The sequence below is a fragment of the Meridianimarinicoccus roseus genome (assembly GCF_003172915.1).
Taxonomy (GTDB): Bacteria; Pseudomonadota; Alphaproteobacteria; order Rhodobacterales; family Rhodobacteraceae; genus Meridianimarinicoccus; species Meridianimarinicoccus roseus.
Genome location: NZ_QGKU01000012.1, coordinates 109678 through 127102, shown reverse-complemented (window position 1 = coordinate 127102; position 17425 = coordinate 109678). Strand labels below are relative to the sequence as shown.

Here is a 17425-nt window from a genome sequence, read left to right as displayed (position 1 = left end):
GCCATAGGACGGCGGTTGGCGCAGGACCTTGAGTGTCTGGGCGGAAGCCTGCGCAGCTATCCCGCCGGGCCTGCCACGCGGGACGCGCTGTGCGCGGATCCGCCAGATCTTGTCATCGCCGTGGTCATGGCGCGCGATCCTTCGGCGCTTTGCCTGTGCCAGAGCGTCGGGCAGACCGAACCCTTCGCCGCAACGCGTCTCGTGGTGCTGCAGGACACCTGCCGCGAGATCGACCATCGCCGCGCCCGCGCCCTGGGGGCTGACGCGTCGTTGCCGCTACCCTGCGATCCGGCGCAGTTGCGCGAAGCCGCGCTTCGGCTTCTGGCAGAGCACGCGTAACATGCTGACGGGACTTTCGCTGCGGCTGCGCGTCTTTCTGTTCTTCGCCGCGCTGGCACTGGGGTCGGATGCCTTGATCGCAGGCGGCCTGTGGTTTGCCGCCACGCGCGCCGACCCGGCCCAGCCCACCGCCGCGCTGATGACCGGCGGGATCATCGCCGCGTTTCTCGTGACCGGACTGGTGCTGGCGATCTGGCGCCTGTTCGACGAGAACGTGGCCAAGGCGATCGAACGGCTGTCGTCCGAATTGCGTGCCCGCACGCATGGCCATGTCGCCACCGGGATCGACACCGCCCCCGCCCGCTATCTCGGCGATCTCGCACCCGCCGCCGGCGCGGTCGTCAGCACGCTGTCCTCGGCACGGGACGAACTGGACCTCACCATCGCCGAACAGACCCGCCGCCTGCAGGAACAGACCGCCCAGTTGAGCGCGCTTCTGTCCGATGTGCAGGCCGGACTGATCCTGTGCTCTTCCGCGCACCGGGTGGTATTCTACAACGGGCCTGCGGTTGGGTTGCTTCAGGGCAGCGGGCGTCCGCGCCTCGACCGGTCGGTGTTCGACCTGCTGCGCAAGGCGCCGATCCAGCGCACCTACCAGAGGCTCCTGGACACCGAAGACAACGACGCCGAACTGCTGGTGTCGACAACCGGCTGCGGGCGGGTGATCGCGGCGCATATGCGGCTGGTGTCGGGCGCGCTGGGGATTGGCAGTGTGCCGGGCTACGTTCTGACGTTGCGCGACATCTCGGCCGACCTGCGGCTGCACACCGAACGCGAGCGTCTGCTCAGCGACATGGTCGGCGCCCTGCGCGCTCCGGCAGCGGGGCTGCGCGCGCTGCTGGACATGGCCGAGGATGGCCGTGACAACGACCCGGCCCTGGCCGCCGATATTCGCCGCGAAGCGCTGGATCTGACCGCGACCGTGCAGGACATCGCCGCGCGCCACGATGCCCAGGAGGATACCTGGTGGCCGATGCAGGACGTGCGCGCATCGCACCTGATCGACGCGCTGCGCGGCCAGCTTGGCGACGGCGGGCCGACGATTTCTGCGCCGACAGTGTTCCTGCGGCTGCATTGCGACGCCTTCGCGCTGGTCAACCTTCTGGCCGCGCTGATCGAGCGGGTGGTGGATGAAGGGCTGGCGCAAGCCTTCACAATCGACGTGACCGACGACAGCCCCGGCGCGCTGATCACCATCGGCTGGCAGGGCACGCCGATGGCGATGGACGTGCTGCAAGCCGAACTGGACGAGCCGGTGCGCGACAGTCCGCTTGCCGTCACCGGGCGCGAGATCCTGGATTTCCACAACACGGACATCTGGCCCGAACGCCTGCCCGAGGGACGCGCCGCGCTGGTCCTGCCCTTGCGCGAGGCCGAACGCACAACGCCGATCAATCTGGCAGCGGACAAGATCGCCGAACGACCGACCGTTTTCGATTTCGACCTGCTGAACCGGGTGCCGGACGGCAGCAAGCAGGGCAAGCGCCTGCGCGAACTGACCTACGTGGTGTTCGACACGGAAACGACCGGACTCGACCCCAAGGGCGGCGACGAGATCGTACAGATCGCGGCGGTGCGGCTGGTCAATGGCAAACTGGTGGAGGGCGAGACGCTCGATCAGTTGGTTGACCCAGAACGCCCTATCCCCGCGGCATCGACCAAGGTTCACGGCATCGACGACGCGATGGTCAAGGGCGCCCCGAAGATCGATGAGGTGGGCGCGCGCTTCCACCGGATCTGCGAGCATGCGGTGCTGATCGCTCACAACGCGCCGTTCGATCTGGCCTTCTTTCACAAGCAAGCCGACCGGATCGGCGCGCGTTTCGATCATCCGGTGTTCGACACGGTCCTGCTGTCGGCGATCCTGTTCGGCCAGGGGGAAACCCACACGCTCGATGCGCTGGCCGACCGGTTCGGCATCGTCATCCCCGAAGAGGCCCGCCACACCGCGCTTGGCGACACCATCGCCACCGCCGAAGTGTTCCAGCGCATGATCCCCATGCTGGAGGCGCGCGGCCTTGACACCTTCGATGCCGTGCTGGACGCAATGCAGAAGAACAGCCGCCTGATGCGCGAGATGAAGGCGCGGATCGGCTAACGCCGCCCACGCAGCCGTCCCACGATACCGGACGGAAAGAAGTAGACGCTGAGCACGAAGAGCAGCCCGAGCCACAGCAGCCAGCGGTCCGGGTCCAGAAGCTGCGGCAGCAGCGGCAGGTCGGCCATGCGCTCGGCGGCTGAGCCCATCACGTCGCGCAGGTAGGACTGCGCCAGTACCAGCAGCACCGCGCCGATCACCGCCCCCCAAAGCGTGCCCATCCCGCCGATCACGACCATCAGCAGAATGTCGATCATCAACTCGAAGCTCAGCGTCGTGTCCGGTCCGACATAGCGCAGCCAGATCGCGAAGAGCGATCCGGCCAGCGCCGCGATCACGGCCGAGATGACGCTGATCGCGATGCGGTAGCGCACCACGGAATAGCCGATGGATTCCGCCCTGTAATCGTTTTCGCGGATCGCCTGAAGAACCCGTCCGAAGGGCGAGTTGACCAGCCGCAGCATCAGCAGGAACAGCAGCAGCGCACCGCCGAACACGAGATAGTAGTTGGCGATCTTGCCAGTAATCCGCTGGCCGCCCAGCACCAGATCGCCCCCGATGGCGAAAGCGGGCACGGTACCGTGGTCCGCTGCCGCTGTCAGCGCGCGCGGGATGCGGTAGGTGAGCCCGTCCTCGCCCCCCGTGATCTGCGAAAGTTGCGAGACAAGCACCGCCACGGCGGAGGCCACCGCCAGCGTTATCATGGCGAAGAAGATCGCCCGCACCCGCAGCGAGAACAGTCCGATCACCAGCGCAAGTACCGCGGCCGCCCCGGCCCCGGCGGCCGTGCCCGCTGCCAGTGCCTCGAACCCGCGGCCCATGTGCAGGCTGGACAGCGCCACGCCATAGGCGCCAAGGCCGAAAAACATCGTGTGCGCGAAGCTGACGATCCCGGCATATCCCAGCAGAAGATCGAAACTGGCCGCCAGAACGATCAGCACGCAGATCCGCGCCGCGGTATCGAGCGCGCGGGTTCCCTCGAACACGAAAGGCGCAAAGGCGAGGGACAGGAAAATCGCCAGCACCGCAATCGACACAAGGCGCCCGCCGGGCCCGTCGCCGGACAGAAGCCGGATCATGACTGCCGCCCCCTGTCGCGGGCCAGCATGCCGGTGGGGCGCCACATCAGCACCAGCACCAGCACAGCTATTGTGGACACAAGCGCCAGCTTGGGTTCCACGAAGGCAGTGTAGTTCTGCACCAGCCCGATCATCAGCGCGCCGAGGAAACAGCCCGTGACCGACCCCAAACCGCCGATGATCACCACCACGAACACCAGCACCATCAGGTCCGCGCCCATATGCGCGGTCACCACCTCCTGATAGAGCGCCCAAAGCACGCCACCCAGCCCTGCCAGTGCCGATCCCGTCACGAAGACGCCGATGAAGACCCGCCGCAGCCGGTATCCCAGCGCCTCGACCATCTCGCCATCCTGTACGCCCGCGCGTACGATAAGCCCGATCCGCGTCAGCCGCAGGACGGCCCCCATCACCGCGAAGACGGCCAGCCCCACGGCCACCGCCAGAAGACGGTAGGTTTCCAGCGCGACGCCACCGAAGACCATGGCACCCTTCAGCATCTCGGGCCGCGAAATGTAGATCTCGGCCGGTCCCCAGATCACGTAGATCAGTTGCTCGGCTATGATCAGCCCTCCCACCGTCACGAGGATCTGTTTCAGATGTGCGCCGTAGACCGGCCGCACGATGACCCGTTCGAAGGCGTAGCCCGCAGCACCGGTAACCGCCATCGCGGCCAGAACCGCGGCGCCGACAGCGGCGAGGTTCAACGGAAGGCTCGGCGCAGCCATCCAGCCAGCCAGCGCGGCCAGCACGCTGACGCCCACGAAAGCGCCGAGTGACACGAAGGCGCCGTGGCCGAAATTGATTACGTCCATCAGCCCGAAGATCAGCGTCAGCCCGGAGGCCATCAGGAACACCATCATACCCATCGCGAGCCCGGCAAGCGTCAGCGTGACCCACGAGGCCAGCACCGCCTCAAGCGCGGCGGGCGCGCGCAGGGGCCACAGGCCCGGATCGGCCAGCAGTGCCGCCAGCGTCTCGCCCTCGCCCGGCATCGCCTGCACGGTCATGGCCAGAAGCCCGGCCAGCATCAGCAGCGGCACCAGCAGCCACGGCATCGCCGCGCCGATCCGTGCGCCCGCGCCGGGTGCGGTCAGGCCCGCGGCAGCGGTACCCGTCATGCGTCCACCCCGAGGCTCAGGCCCATCAGGCGGGTCTGCAACGCCGCGTCTTGCGCAAGATCGGCCATCACGCCGCTCCAGGTGACCCTGCCGTCATCCATCACGACGCAACGATCGCCAAGCGCGCGCGCCACCGCAAAATTCTGTTCCACCATCAGCACGGTCGCCCCTTGCAGCTTGAGATCGCGCAGCGCCGCGACCACGGTGTCCACGACGGTCGGCGCGAGGCCCTTGGTCGGCTCGTCGATCAGGTAGAGCCTGCGCTTCTGGACAAGAGCGCGGGCAAGGGCCAGCATCTGTTTCTGCCCGCCCGACAGGTTGCCGGCCGGGGCGCGCCAGAACGTCGCCAACGGCGGAAACAGGCTGAACAGCCAGTCCAGACGGTCCGTCGGTACCCGCTTCGACACTGACCCCAACGCCACGTTCTCGGCGACGGTGAGATCGCCGAATATAGCCATGGATTCGGGCACATACCCGACCCCGGCGCGCGCAATGCGGTGCGTGGGCCAGCGTTCGATGCGGTTGCCGGCGAAACGGATCTCGCCGCTTCGGGCGCGCCAAAGGCCCATGATCGTGCGTAGCGTTGTAGTCTTGCCGACGCCGTTGCGGCCCAGCAGCATCGTGACAGCGCCTGTCGGGACGTCAAAGCCGACATCGCCAAGGATATGATAGCGGCCGATATCCGTGCGCACGCCCTCAAGCGACAGCAGCACCGGCCCCGCGGGGCGCGGCGCGGGCGGCACGGCAGGGTGCGGCACAGCCGCTGCCGCGCCGATCGGGCCGGCAGCCGGAAAATCCGCGCGCGTCCGATCGTCCAGCGGATCGAGCGAAGGCCGGGGCGGCGGCGCCGTGAAATCCGGCGTGAGGATCAATGGTTCGGTCCGAGGGTCGGAACCCGGGTCGGGCGAATGCGAAGCTTCAGCCGGGACAGGCCCCGCTGTGGCGTCCGGCAAAGGCTCTAAGGGCGCAGCGTCACCGGGCATCGGGTCGGGCACCGTACCATCCTGCGGGACCGATGCCGCCGACACGTCAGCCTGCGGCGCGTCGCCGGGCGGATCTGCTTGGCCGGACAGGTCGGCATCGGCCGACAGCTGAGGCTGACAGTCCGGCTGTGCACTGTCCGGCTGCGTCGGGACAGGCCATGCAGGTTCGGGTTCATGTGGGTAGGACGAGCCCGCCGGGCCGATCCCCGGCGCGGGCTTTTCCATGGCCGGAGCACCCGAGTCCTCATTACCGAAAGGCGCAGCAGGGGCGGTCGGATTGGGCGGTGCGGGGGATTCATCGGAAGCTTCCGGGAGCGACGGCTGCGACGCAGGGATTTCGCCCACGTTGCCCGGCGCAGGAGCCGGCACCTCGCCGCGGGCGCGGGCCCGGGCCGCGTCCATGGCGGCGGCCAGCCGATCCACCCGCAGGTGCACGCGTTCAGTGTCGTCCTTGTCAGACATTGGCCAGCCCCTGCCCCAGATACGCGTCCTGCACGATGTCCATCTCCATCACCCGGGCGGGTGCGCCATCGGCCACAAGGCGGCCGTTGTGCAAAACGATGATCCGGTCCGCCAGTGCGCGGATGACGTCCAGCTTGTGTTCCACCAGAAGAACGCACTTGCCGCCGTCACGGCGCAGGCTGTCGATCAGCGACAGCACCACTGGGGCTTCTTCGGCGGACATGCCCGCCGTCGGTTCGTCGAACATGTAGACGTTCGGTTCGAGCGCCATCAGCATCGCCACCTCCAGCTTGCGCTGATCGCCATGCGCCAGTTCGGCCGCCAGCCGCTTCGACAGATGCGCCATCTGCACCCTTTCCAGGATATCCGTCGTCGCGCGCGCGGTGGTTCGGTCGGCGGCAGCAAGCCGCAGCAGCGCGCCGCCCTTGCGTCTGCTGGCCTGCACCGCAAGACGGATGTTCTCGGCCACGCCGAGGCCGGGAAACAGGTTTGTCTGCTGAAAGCCGCGCCCGATGCCACGCCGGGTGCGCGCGGCCGGTGACAGGCGCGTGATGTCCGCACCCTCCAGCAGCACACGCCCCGATGTCGGCGCCACCTGCCCCGAGATCAGGTTGAAACACGTCGTCTTGCCCGCGCCGTTCGGCCCGACGATCGCCGTCAGTTCTCCCGGCCGGAACCGGCACGATACGGCGTCGACGGCCAGATGGCCGCCGAACCGCACGCTGAGGTCACGGGTTTCAAGCATCCGGCGCAGTCAGTTGCGCAGCGGGATCGGCAGATCGTCGATCCCAAGTTCGCGCACCAGTTCGGGGATTGCCCAGTCCACCGCGGGATCGACGCGGATCCTGAAGTGATACATGGATTGCAGCGCCTGATGATCCTCGGGCCGGAAACGCATCGTGCCCTTGGGCGTCTGCCATTCCATGCCTTCCATCGCCGCGATCAGCGCCTCTGTGTCAGTGCTGCCGGCCTTGCGCAGCGCCTCGACCACCGCGATGCCCGCCGCCATGCCACCAGCGGTAAAGAAATCCGGCGGCGTGCCGAAGCGCGCCTGATGCTCGGCCACCAGCCAGTCGTTGACCGGGTTGTCCGGGATGTCGTGGTAGTAATAGGTCGCCCCTTCCATGCCCGGCAATTCCTTGTAGGCAGCCAGCGCCGCGAGAATGTTGCCCCCGGTCGCGATCTCGACGCCGAAGCGGTCCGGTTCCATCGCGTTGATCTTGCTCATGGGATTGCCCGCACCCGCCCAGATCAGGAACAGCTTCTTGTCGCCCTCCATGTCTTTCATGGTGGTAAAGATCCGCTCAGCTGCGGCGGTGAAGTCGGTTGTGTCGCTGGGCACGTATTCCTCGTGAACCAACTCCGCCCCGGTGCCGACCAGCGCCTCGCGGAAGGCGGCGACGCCGTCGCGCCCGAAGGCATAATCCTGTGCCAGCGTGGCGATCTTGACGCCCGGCGCGCCAAGCGCGACGGCGTTGGCGATGGCATCCTGGCTGGAATTGCGCCCGGTGCGGAACACGTAGCGGTTCCAGTTCGTGCCGGTGATCGAGTCGGCCACCGCCGGTTCCACGATAAGCAGCCTTTCGTATTCCTCGGCCACCGGCAGCATCGCCAGCGCGACACCGGAACTGACCGGCCCCACGGCAAGTGCCGCGCCATCATCGCCGTAGGCCTCTTCAAGCAGCGCGCGGCCGCGCGCCGGGTCGAGCTGGGTATCCTTCTCGATCACCACCAGTGTCTCGCCGTTCACAGTCATCGTGCCGCCGGTGGCATATTCCAGTCCCATCATCAGCCCGGTGTGGGACTGCGCGGCATAGGCTTCGAGTGGCCCGGTCTTTCCATAGACATGGGCGATGCGGATCTCGGCCTGCGCGGCGGCGGCGCACAGCGCGGCCCACAGCAGGACCGCAAGCGGGGCGGAACGGGCGGAGGTCGTGAAAGTCATATGGATATCCGATGTTTCCTCGTCGCCCCGGCAGCGCGGGGCCCGACGTCACGTTAGGCAGGGAAAGCGCCGCGTTCAACCTGCGATGACGCGGGCCAGCTTGGCAGGCGAAAGGCAATGTCCTACTGCTGTGCGACCGATATCACCAACGGGGGAGCAAAACATGACCAGCCAGCCCAAGGGCTTCGACACGCTGCAGATCCACGCGGGCGCGCGGCCCGATCCGGCCACCGGCGCGCGCCAGACGCCGATCTACCAGACCACCGCCTACGTGTTCCGAGATGCGGACCACGCCGCCGCGCTTTTCAACCTTCAGGAGGTCGGGTTCATCTATTCGCGGCTGACCAACCCGACGGTCGCGGTGCTGCAGGAACGCATCGCGACGCTGGAAGGCGGCGCGGGCGCGGTGTGCTGTTCGTCCGGGCACGCGGCGCAGATCATGGCGCTGTTCCCGCTGATGCAGCCGGGCTGCAACATCGTCGTGTCGACGCGGCTCTATGGCGGGACGGTCACGCAGTTCAGCCAGACGATCCGCCGCTTCGGCTGGTCCGCAACCTTCGTCGATTTCGACGATCTCGCCGCGGTCGAGGCCGCGATCGATGAAAACACCCGCGCGATTTTTTGCGAATCGATCGCCAACCCGGGCGGTTACGTCACCGACCTAGAGACGATTGCGGGCATTGCGAACAAGGTCGGGTTGCCACTGATCGTGGACAACACCTCGGCCACGCCGTACCTGTGCCGACCCATCGAATACGGCGCGACGCTGGTGGTGCATTCGACCACCAAGTACCTTACCGGCAACGGTACCGTCACGGGCGGCTGCATCGTGGACAGCGGCGCGTTCGACTGGTCCGCGTCTGACAAGTTCCCATCGCTCAGCGCGCCCGAGCCCGCCTATCACGGACTGAAATTCCACGAGACCTTCGGCCCGCTCGCCTACACGTTCCACGGCATCGCCATCGGGCTGCGCGACCTCGGGATGACGATGAACCCGCAGGCAGCGCACTACACGCTTATGGGGATCGAGACACTGAGCCTGCGGATGCAGCGCCATGTCGAGAACGCGGTGAAGGTCGCGGCCTGGCTTGAACAGGACCCGCGCGTGGATTTCGTGACCTATGCCGGGCTGCCCTCGTCCCCCTATCATGACCGGGGGCTCAAGGTCTGCCCGCGCGGCGCGGGAGCGCTGTTCACCTTCGCGGTGAAGGGCGGCTACGAAGCCTGCGTGAAGCTGGTCGATTCGGTCGAGATCTTCAGCCATGTCGCCAACCTCGGAGATACGCGGTCACTGATCATCCATTCCGCCTCCACCACGCACCGTCAGCTGACCGAAGCGCAGCAGGTCGCTGCCGGGGCCGCGCCGAACGTGGTGCGCCTGTCCATCGGGATCGAGGACGCGGACGACCTGATCGCCGATCTTGACCAGGCGCTGGACCGCGCCACAGCCTGAACCGCGCGGGTGCGTCAGGCCGACACGCGACCGGCGGGCTTTACTCGCCGATCGCGAGCGTCACCGAAACCTGCGCCGTCAGGCGCAGGCTGCCCGGCGCTATCGGCATCGCGCCCTCCGCAGCCATCATGCGCGGAGCTGCGTCGAACGGCGACGCGCCTGGCGCATCGGTGATCCGCAGCACCGCGCCCAGTGGTACGCCCGCCGCGTCGGCATAGACCCGCGCCTTCGACACGGCATCGCGCACGGCGGCGGCCCGCGCTTGATTCATCGCGTTTTCTGTATCTTGCAAGCCGAAGCTGATCCCCGACACCCGGTTCGCCCCGGCTTCCAGCACGCGGTCGAACAGATCACCCAACCCGGCCATGTCTGTCGAAGTGACGCTGACCTGCGTTTCGGCCTCGAAGCCGGTGATGCGCAGCGCGCGGCGCGGTTCGGCCGCGTTCTGCTCCCGGATCGGACGCAGGTCCAGCATCGTGGTCTGCACGTCGGTGGCCGGCACACCTGCCGCGTCCAGCGCTGCCAGAAGCCGCGCGGCATCCGCACTCATCCGGTCGATCGCGTCGCTGGCGGTACGCCCCTCGGCCAGCACGCCAAGGCGCAACGTTACCATATCGGGCGCCGCGCGCACCGCGCCTTCGCCGGTCACGGTGATCACCCGCGCGGGGCCTGCGTCCTGCGCGGTCAGCGGACCGGCCAGCGCGACCACGGCTGCGCACGCGGCAAGAATGTATCGGAACATCGGGATATCTCCTGAAAATGGGGCCGAAGCGCGGGGCTCTGGCCCATGTCATGGCGTTTGCGTCTATCTAAACCCCATTTTTTTGCTAGAGTGTCCACAAGAGCAGAGACAAAGATCGCGGCCAAGGGCCCGGCAGGCACATGACACGACTATACGCGCTCGACCTTTCGGGAGACCGCGCCGCGCTTCACCTCTGGGACGGGGCCGCGTGGCACTCTCTGGGTACCGCTGCCGAAACCGGCGCGGCGGCTTTGCCGCGCGAACTGGCGGCACTGCTAACCCCGGCGGTCGGCGCGCCCGTTGCCGTTGTGCTGCCCGAAGACCAGATCCGCCGCCGCCGCCGCTTGGGCGCGCAGGACCCACCGCCGGGCGAGGACGTGCCAGACCCGGGCGGGTCAGACGCGGCAGCACTGCGCACGGACTGGCACGAGGCGTCCGGCACGCGCCACGAAGCGGCGGTGCCGGTGGCAGTGCTGGCCGAAACAGAAAACTTCCTTCAGGCACTCAAGGTGGTCCCGGCCGGATGTCTTGCCGCGCCGCAGACCGGCGGCATGGACAAGGCGGCATGGTTCGGATGCGTTCGCAGCCCGGTGGAGGGCGGGCGGGCAACGGACCGGCCTGCGATGCTGGGCCGTCCCGAACCCGTCGGCAAAACGGCTCCGGTCGCGCCCACCGAAATGCAAGGGGTGCAGACGGACGTCAGCACAGCCGAGGCGCACGCCCCCCCGGCACCGGCGCGCGCCCGCGCGCTTGATGCGGCCCGGCGCGATCCCGCCCACCTCGCTCCACTCCCCGAGGACGAAAGCACGCCACGCGCCCGCAGGGTGCGACGGCCCGGCCCGTTGCCGCGCGGGACCCGCCGACTTGCCGCACTGGTCGGGCTTCTAGCGCTGGGTCTTGGCGGGCTTGCACTGCGCACCGGCGCACCGGACGCGCCTGCCGCGCTGCCTGCGCCCCTGATCGCCGCCGATGTCACCGCGCCGACGCGCGATACGCAGCAGGAGGCGGCTTTGCCCGCGCCGCAGCCCGCAACAGCCCCAGTACGAGCAGCGCTTCCCGACCTGCCGGGTCGCGACACGTCGCAACCCGGCGCGACCGCCGCGCGGGTTCCCGCGCCGGAACTTGCCCGGATGGACGTGCCCGTCGGCATGGACGAGATCGCAACCTTCTTCACCCCGCCGCCGGTTCTGACCGCTCCGGCCGCGCGGGCGTTCATCGACGGACTGACCTTGCCCGGCATCGATCCGTCGTTCCGCACCGATGCGCTGGCGCTGGACCAGGCCGAAACCCCGCCCGGCGCCGTTGCGGCCGCGACCACGCTCACCCCGCCCGGGCCGCCCGCGCAGGTCTATGTCGTGGACGAGAACGGCCTGATCCGCCCCAGCGCTGAGGGCCGCCGGTCGCCCGACGGGTTCCTCGTGGTGGCCGGTTCGCCGCCCGCGCAGACCCGGCCGCGCCCCGAACGGATCGAACCCGAGACGGTCACGGTGCTGCGACGGGCCGACCTGCCCGAGGACGACCCGCTGCGGCGGCTGGAGCCGCGCCTGCGCCCCGACCGGCTGACCGAACGTTTCGAGCGTGACCGGCTGGGCGGCAAGACGGAAACCGAACTGGCCCTTTTCGCACCTCGGCCACGCCCCGCTTCGGCGCAGGAAAGCGAGGCCGCCGTCGCCGCGCCCGCGACCGCCCAGGCCGTCGCACTCGGACCACGTCCGACCGCACGCAGCGCGCAGAAACTGGCCGCCTTCAAGGCCGCCGCAGCGCGTACCCCGGTCGCCTCCATCGCCGCGACCGAGGTGGAGACACCGCGCAACACCTCGCCAAAGGCGGCGACCGACCGGGCCACCACCAATGCCCGCCTCAACCTGGCCGAGGTGAACCTGCTGGGTACCTTCGGCAGCTCGCGCAGCCCGCGCGCACTTGTGCGCCTGCCCTCGGGCCGGGTCATCAACGTGTCCGTCGGCGACCGCGTCGATGGCGGCCGTGTAGCCGGGATCAGCGACGGGCGGCTCAACTACGTCAAGTCGGGCCGCACCCTGACGCTGACCATGCCACGGGGCTGATGACGCCGCACAATCGGGCAGCCTGCCCTTGAAACGTGCGCGACACTGGCCTTTAGTCGGCTCTGCCCGTCATGTACGCACGTGGACAGGGCGCTTTCCAAGGGTCATGGCGTAAGCGTGGCCGAAGACACCGGCCACCGGAGAGCCATCCATGGAAATGCTGCTGTTCCAGATCCTGATCTACCTGCTGGCGGCAGTGATCGCCGTGCCCGTGGCGGCGCGGCTTGGGCTCGGCTCGGTGCTGGGCTACCTGCTGGCCGGTGTGATCATCGGCCCGGTGCTGGGAGTGGTCGGAAACGAGACGCGCGATCTGCAACACATCGCCGAGTTCGGCGTTGTGATGATGCTGTTTCTGATCGGTCTGGAACTCGACCCCCGCGCGCTCTGGGCAATGCGGCACAAACTCCTCGGACTGGGCGGGCTGCAACTGACGCTGACCACAGGTGCAGTGATGGGCGCGGCGATGGCCGTGGGCCTGCGCTGGGAGGTCGCGCTGGCCGTCGGCCTTGCTTTCGCGCTGTCCTCCACCGCGATCGTGCTGCAAACGCTGACCGAAAAGGGGCTGATGCGGACACAGGGCGGCCGCTCCGCCTTCGCCGTGCTGCTGACGCAGGACATCGCCGTGATCCCGATGCTCGCGCTGTTCCCGCTTCTGGCGGTGGGCGCTGCGGGCGGCAGCGGGCACGGAGACACCCACGGCGGCGGGCATGGCCCAGAAGCCGCCACGACCCCGGTCGCCGAATTCGTGCAGACCGCGCAGGGCTTCGTCGACGCGCTGCCGGGTTGGGGCGCCGCGCTGCTGACGCTGGGTGCGATGGGCGGGATCGTTCTGACCGGCATCTACCTGACCCGACCGGTCTTCAGCTATATCCACGCCTCGCGCCTGCGCGAAATGTTCACTGCGCTCGCACTGCTCATCGTCATCGGGATCGCCTGCATCATGCTGATCCTCGGCCTGTCGCCCGCGCTTGGCACGTTCCTCGCCGGGGTGGTTCTGGCGAACTCGGAGTTCCGCCATGAAATGGAAGCCGACCTTCAACCCTTCAAGGGGCTGCTGCTGGGGCTGTTCTTCATCACGGTGGGCGCAGGGATCAACTTCGCGCTGCTGTTCGGCGACCCGCTTCGCCTTCTGGGCCTGACGCTGCTGCTGATGCTGGCCAAGGGAACGGTGCTATTGCTGCTGGGCCTGATCTTTCGGCTGCGTGGGCGCGATCTTTGGCTGTTCACGCTGGGACTGGCGCAGGCGGGCGAATTCGGTTTCGTCCTGATCGGCTTCGGCGTTCAGCGCGGCGTGTTCGGGACGGCGATCTCGCAACAGCTTTACCTGATCATCGCGCTGTCGATGCTGCTGACGCCGCTGTTCTTCATCCTTTACGACCAACTCACTCGGCGCCTCGCGCACGAACCCCGCGCCGGGCGCGACGCCGACGAGATTGAACAGCAGGGGCCGATCATCATCGCCGGGATCGGACGCTTCGGCCAGGTCGTGAACCGCATGATCCAGATGAGCGGGTTTCGCGCCACAGTGCTCGACCACGACCTCGCCACGATCAAGCTGATGCGCCAATTCGGCTTCAAGGGTTTTCTGGGCGATCCGACCCGTCCCGAACTTCTGCATGCCGCCGGGATCGAGGACGCGCGCATTCTTGTGGTTGCAATGGACGACAAGCACGCCTCCACCACCATCGTGCGCTATGCCCGCAAGCTGCGGCCCGACCTGCATATCGTCGCGCGCGCCCATGACCGCACCCATGTCTATGAACTGTATGACGCCGGTGCGAACGACATCGTCCGCGAGATGTTCGACAGCAGCCTGCGTGCCGCCCGCTATGTCCTCGAAAACATGGGGTTGAGCGAATTCGAGGCCGCCGAGCTGGAAAAGCTCTACTTCAAGCTGGACCGCAAATCGATGCTGGAACTGGCAAAGGTCTGGAAGCCCGGAGTGCCCACCAGCGACAACCCGGAATACATCGCCCGCGCGCGCGAACTGAACCGGGAACTCGAGGCCGCGCTTGTCGCGCAGCTGGACGAGGACGTGGACGTGACCGCCCGGCTGGGCACAGGCGGGGGCACGCACAATCCGGGCTAGGCGCCGGGCGCCGCGCTACGCTCAGGCGCCTGACACGCCCGCTTCGGCGAATGTTGCCATACCCGACAGGCAGTTCACCGCGCCTTTCAGCACGCCGATCGCCAGTGCAGCGCCCGACCCTTCGCCCAGCCGCATGTCGAGATCCAATAGCGGCGTCTTGCCAAGCGCGCCCAGAAGACGGCCATGCGCCGCCTCGGCCGACATGTGCCCGGCGATCGCATGATCCAGCGCGCCGGGACGTTCCGCCTCGAGAGCCGCGGCCGCCGCACAGCAGATGAATCCGTCAAGTATCACCGGGATCGACAGTTGACGCGCGCGCAGGATCGCGCCCGCCATCGCGCCCAGCTCGCGCCCGCCAAGACAGCGCAGCGCCTCGAGCCCCGCCCCCGCGGCCTGTGGATGCCGGGCGAGCCCTTCTGCGACCACTTCTGCCTTGCGCTGCAGCGCCGCATCGTCCAGCCCGGTGCCGCGCCCGGTCCAGCCCTCGGCCGCACCGCCGAAAAGCGACGCGGCAACCGCAGCCGCCGATGTCGTGTTGCCGATTCCCATCTCTCCAGTGACCAGCAGATCAGCGCCGCTGTCGACCGCCTGCCAGCCCGCGCAGATCGCGGCGCAAAGCTCGTCCTCGGTCATCGCCGGAGCGGTTGTGAAATCGGCAGTCGGGCGGTCCAGTTGCAGCGGATGCACGTCCAGCCGCGCGCCGAAGGTGCGGGCAAGCTGGTTGACCGCCGCGCCGCCGGCCTTGAAGTTCGCGACCATCTGGGCAGTCACGTCCGCCGGAAAGGCCGATACCCCGCGCGCCGCGACCCCATGATTGCCCGCGAAGATCACCACCTGCGGCGCGTCGATGACTGGCCGGTCGGTGCCGCGCCAGCCCGCATACCAGATCGCCGCGTCCTCCAACCGCCCAAGCGCCTGCGGCGGCTTGGTCAGGTCCGCATTTCGCGCGGTAGCGGCCGCCAGCGCCCCCGCATCCGGGCCAGGCAGATCAGCCAGCGCGGCGCGCACGGCGGCAAGGCTGGAAAAGGGAAGGCCAGTCATGGGTAACCTCGCGCGGAATACGTTGAAATTGAGTGATCCAGACGCTACCGCAATGCAAAGCTGGGGAAAACGCGAAAACATGCCACGCAAGAAACTCCTGTCCAGACACGATCTTCCCGCCGCCTTCGGGCTGCTCAGCAGATTGCCCGTTTCGGTACACGGCGACGCGGCACAGCGGCGCGGCGCGGCGGCAGCCTGGGCTTTTCCGCTCGTCGGCGCGCTTCTTGCCGGAATCGCCGGAACGCTGCACACGACCGCGATGCTGGCCGGGCTGCCAGGCACGATCAGCGCGATCCTTGCGGTGACGGCGCTGGTCCTGCTCACCGGCGCGCTGCACGAGGACGGGCTGGCCGATATGGCGGACGGCGTCTGGGGCGGCTGGACCCGGGAACGGCGGCTCGAAATCATGAAGGACAGCCGGATCGGAAGCTACGGCGTGTTGGTGCTGATCCTGTCGGTGGCCCTGCGGATCGGCGCGCTGGCCTCTCTGCCGCCGCTTCAGGTGGGCTGGGCGCTGGTCGCCGCAAGCGTGCTGTCGCGTACGGCCATGGTGTTGCTTTGGGGCACGCTTCGCCCCGCACGCCGCACCGGACTTTCGGCCCACGCGGGCCGTCCCCGCGCGGCGACCTGTCGACTTGCCGCCGTGATCGGCATCGGGCTGTGCGCCGCGCTGTTGCCCCTCGGGACGGCCGCGCTCTGTACGATTGCCGCGATTCTGGCCGTCGGGTCCGTCGGGCTGATCGCATGGCGCAAGATCGGCGGGCAGACCGGTGACGTGCTGGGCGCGGCGCAGCAGGTCGCCGAAATCGCCGTGCTGCTGACGCTGGTCGCCCTCGCTGCCTGAACGCATCTGACACCAACAGGGAAAACCGACCCGACCAGCAAAAAGGGCCGCGCCTCGCGGCACGGCCCTTCTATCCGGATCTCGTCGCGGCTTCGCGCGTTTCAGGCCGCGCGGCTCAGCAGCACGTCGCCCACCTTGCGATGCGCATCGCCCTCGTCGGCGCCGCTGACCGCAGCCACTTCGCGAGTCAGCCGCTCCAGCGCCGCCTCATACAACTGACGCTCCGAATAGCTCTGCTCGCGCTGGTCGTCCGCGCGATGCAGGTCGCGCACCACTTCGGCGATCGCAATCAGGTCGCCCGAGTTGATCTTCTGTTCATATTCCTGCGCGCGGCGGGACCACATGGCCTTCTTGACCTTGGCCTTGCCTTTCAGGATGTCCATTGCCTTGGAAATCACGTCCGGCGTGGAAAGCGAGCGCATCCCCACATCGGCCGCCTTGTTCGTCGGCACACGCAGCGTCATCTTGTCCTTCTCGAAGGAGATCACGAACAACTCCAGCTTCAGGCCGGCGATCTCCTGTTCCTCGATCGATACGATCTGGCCCACACCATGTGCCGGATATACGACATAGTCATTGGCACGAAATTCGGACGCTTTCGCTTGGCTCATGTGGTTCTCTTCCTCGAATTCCGCCCACCGCGCCGGGACCATACCCGGCCGAGAAGGGCAAAAAAGAACGTGCTCGGCCACGAGAGGGCGAGACGTTCCGGGTGACGCAGTTGTTTTGAAACATCCTTGTAACACAAAAAGCCGCCCCGGCAAAGGCCGAAGGCTGCTCCCGTCGCGCCGCCGTGATCGGCGGCAGGCCGTGTTCAGCCGCCCTCGCCGGGCTTCTCGGAAAAGTACTTGTCCAGTTTGCCGGTTTCGCCGTCCATCTTCTCGGCGTCCGGAAGCGGGTCCTTCTTGGTGTAGATCACCGGCCACAACTCGCTGTACTTGCGATTGAATTCCACCCACTTGTCCATGTCCGGCTCTGTGTCGGGCCGGATCGCATCCGCCGGACACTCGGGCTCGCACACGCCGCAGTCAATGCACTCGTCCGGGTGGATCACCAAGGCGTTCTCGCCTTCATAAAAGCAATCCACGGGACAGACTTCGACACAGTCCGTGTATTTGCAGCCAATGCAGTTGTCGGTGACGACATAGGTCATGGGACGCTCGCTT

Annotated in this window: 15 protein-coding genes; 6 read left to right on the top strand and 9 right to left on the bottom strand. The window is 67.7% G+C overall.

All coding sequences use genetic code 11. From position 1 onward, the window contains the following. Positions 1–15: 15 nt before the first annotated feature. Together DKT77_RS03440 and DKT77_RS03435 are read left to right on the top strand one after the other, a co-directional pair. The gene (locus DKT77_RS03440) at positions 16–339 is read left to right on the top strand and encodes a response regulator (RefSeq protein WP_146204942.1); all 324 of its coding nucleotides are present in this window, start codon (positions 16–18) and stop codon (positions 337–339) included. Between the two features lies 1 nt (position 340). Further along, complete coding sequence (locus DKT77_RS03435) at positions 341–2437, top strand: 3'-5' exonuclease (RefSeq protein WP_109810333.1); 2097 nt, start codon at positions 341–343, stop codon at positions 2435–2437. On the opposite strand, the gene DKT77_RS03430 is transcribed toward DKT77_RS03435, so the two are convergent. From DKT77_RS03430 to DKT77_RS03410, 5 genes are read right to left on the bottom strand one after another with little or no spacing between them, the layout of a single operon-like run. Continuing rightward, positions 2434–3516 (bottom strand): branched-chain amino acid ABC transporter permease, encoded by a 1083-nt coding sequence (locus tag DKT77_RS03430; RefSeq protein WP_109810332.1) that lies wholly within the window; start codon positions 3514–3516, stop codon positions 2434–2436. The two genes, DKT77_RS03435 and DKT77_RS03430, sit on opposite strands and share 4 nt — an antisense overlap. Continuing rightward, the gene (locus DKT77_RS03425) at positions 3513–4637 is read right to left on the bottom strand and encodes a branched-chain amino acid ABC transporter permease (RefSeq protein ID WP_238547657.1); all 1125 of its coding nucleotides are present in this window, start codon (positions 4635–4637) and stop codon (positions 3513–3515) included. Before DKT77_RS03425 ends, DKT77_RS03430 begins: the two co-directional genes overlap by 4 nt. Then, complete coding sequence (locus DKT77_RS21460) at positions 4634–6082, bottom strand: ATP-binding cassette domain-containing protein (RefSeq protein WP_420798286.1); 1449 nt, start codon at positions 6080–6082, stop codon at positions 4634–4636. The genes DKT77_RS03425 and DKT77_RS21460 overlap by 4 nt, the downstream gene beginning before the upstream one ends. Continuing rightward, positions 6075–6827: an ABC transporter ATP-binding protein gene (locus tag DKT77_RS03415; RefSeq protein ID WP_109810331.1), complete on the bottom strand. Its 753-nt coding sequence runs from the start codon at positions 6825–6827 to the stop codon at positions 6075–6077. The genes DKT77_RS21460 and DKT77_RS03415 overlap by 8 nt, the downstream gene beginning before the upstream one ends. 9 nt (positions 6828–6836) lie before the next feature. Continuing rightward, positions 6837–8027 (bottom strand): substrate-binding domain-containing protein, encoded by a 1191-nt coding sequence (locus DKT77_RS03410; RefSeq protein WP_109810330.1) that lies wholly within the window; start codon positions 8025–8027, stop codon positions 6837–6839. A gap of 163 nt (positions 8028–8190) precedes the next feature. On the opposite strand from DKT77_RS03410, the gene DKT77_RS03405 reads away from it, so the two are divergent. After that, positions 8191–9480 carry an O-acetylhomoserine aminocarboxypropyltransferase/cysteine synthase family protein gene (locus DKT77_RS03405; RefSeq protein ID WP_109810329.1) on the top strand — a complete coding sequence of 430 codons (1290 nt, stop codon included), beginning with the start codon at positions 8191–8193 and terminating at the stop codon, positions 9478–9480. 40 nt (positions 9481–9520) lie between these two features. Here DKT77_RS03405 and DKT77_RS03400 read toward each other — a convergent pair whose 3' ends face one another. Continuing rightward, a complete protein-coding gene (locus tag DKT77_RS03400) occupies positions 9521–10222 on the bottom strand; it encodes an SIMPL domain-containing protein (RefSeq protein ID WP_109810328.1) in 702 nt (233 codons plus the stop codon). Positions 10223–10362: 140 nt separating this feature from the next. On the opposite strand from DKT77_RS03400, the gene DKT77_RS03395 reads away from it, so the two are divergent. Beyond that, complete coding sequence (locus DKT77_RS03395) at positions 10363–12285, top strand: hypothetical protein (RefSeq protein WP_109810327.1); 1923 nt, start codon at positions 10363–10365, stop codon at positions 12283–12285. A 151-nt stretch (positions 12286–12436) separates the two neighbouring features. Further along, positions 12437–14374 carry a cation:proton antiporter domain-containing protein gene (locus DKT77_RS03390; RefSeq protein WP_109810326.1) on the top strand — a complete coding sequence of 646 codons (1938 nt, stop codon included), beginning with the start codon at positions 12437–12439 and terminating at the stop codon, positions 14372–14374. A 21-nt stretch (positions 14375–14395) separates the two neighbouring features. Here DKT77_RS03390 and cobT read toward each other — a convergent pair whose 3' ends face one another. Beyond that, the gene (cobT, locus tag DKT77_RS03385) at positions 14396–15415 is read right to left on the bottom strand and encodes a nicotinate-nucleotide--dimethylbenzimidazole phosphoribosyltransferase (protein ID WP_109810325.1); all 1020 of its coding nucleotides are present in this window, start codon (positions 15413–15415) and stop codon (positions 14396–14398) included. A 79-nt stretch (positions 15416–15494) separates the two neighbouring features. Here cobT and cobS point away from each other — a divergent pair, with 79 nt between their 5' ends. After that, positions 15495–16259, top strand: coding sequence for an adenosylcobinamide-GDP ribazoletransferase (gene cobS, locus DKT77_RS03380; protein ID WP_109810377.1), 765 nt, complete (start codon positions 15495–15497; stop codon positions 16257–16259). Between the two features lie 101 nt (positions 16260–16360). Here the strand turns inward: cobS and DKT77_RS03375 are convergent, their stop codons facing one another. After that, the gene (locus DKT77_RS03375; protein WP_109810376.1) at positions 16361–16870 is read right to left on the bottom strand and encodes a CarD family transcriptional regulator; all 510 of its coding nucleotides are present in this window, start codon (positions 16868–16870) and stop codon (positions 16361–16363) included. Positions 16871–17073: 203 nt separating this feature from the next. Beyond that, positions 17074–17412: a ferredoxin FdxA gene (gene fdxA / locus DKT77_RS03370; protein WP_109810324.1), complete on the bottom strand. Its 339-nt coding sequence runs from the start codon at positions 17410–17412 to the stop codon at positions 17074–17076. Positions 17413–17425: the final 13 nt, after the last annotated feature.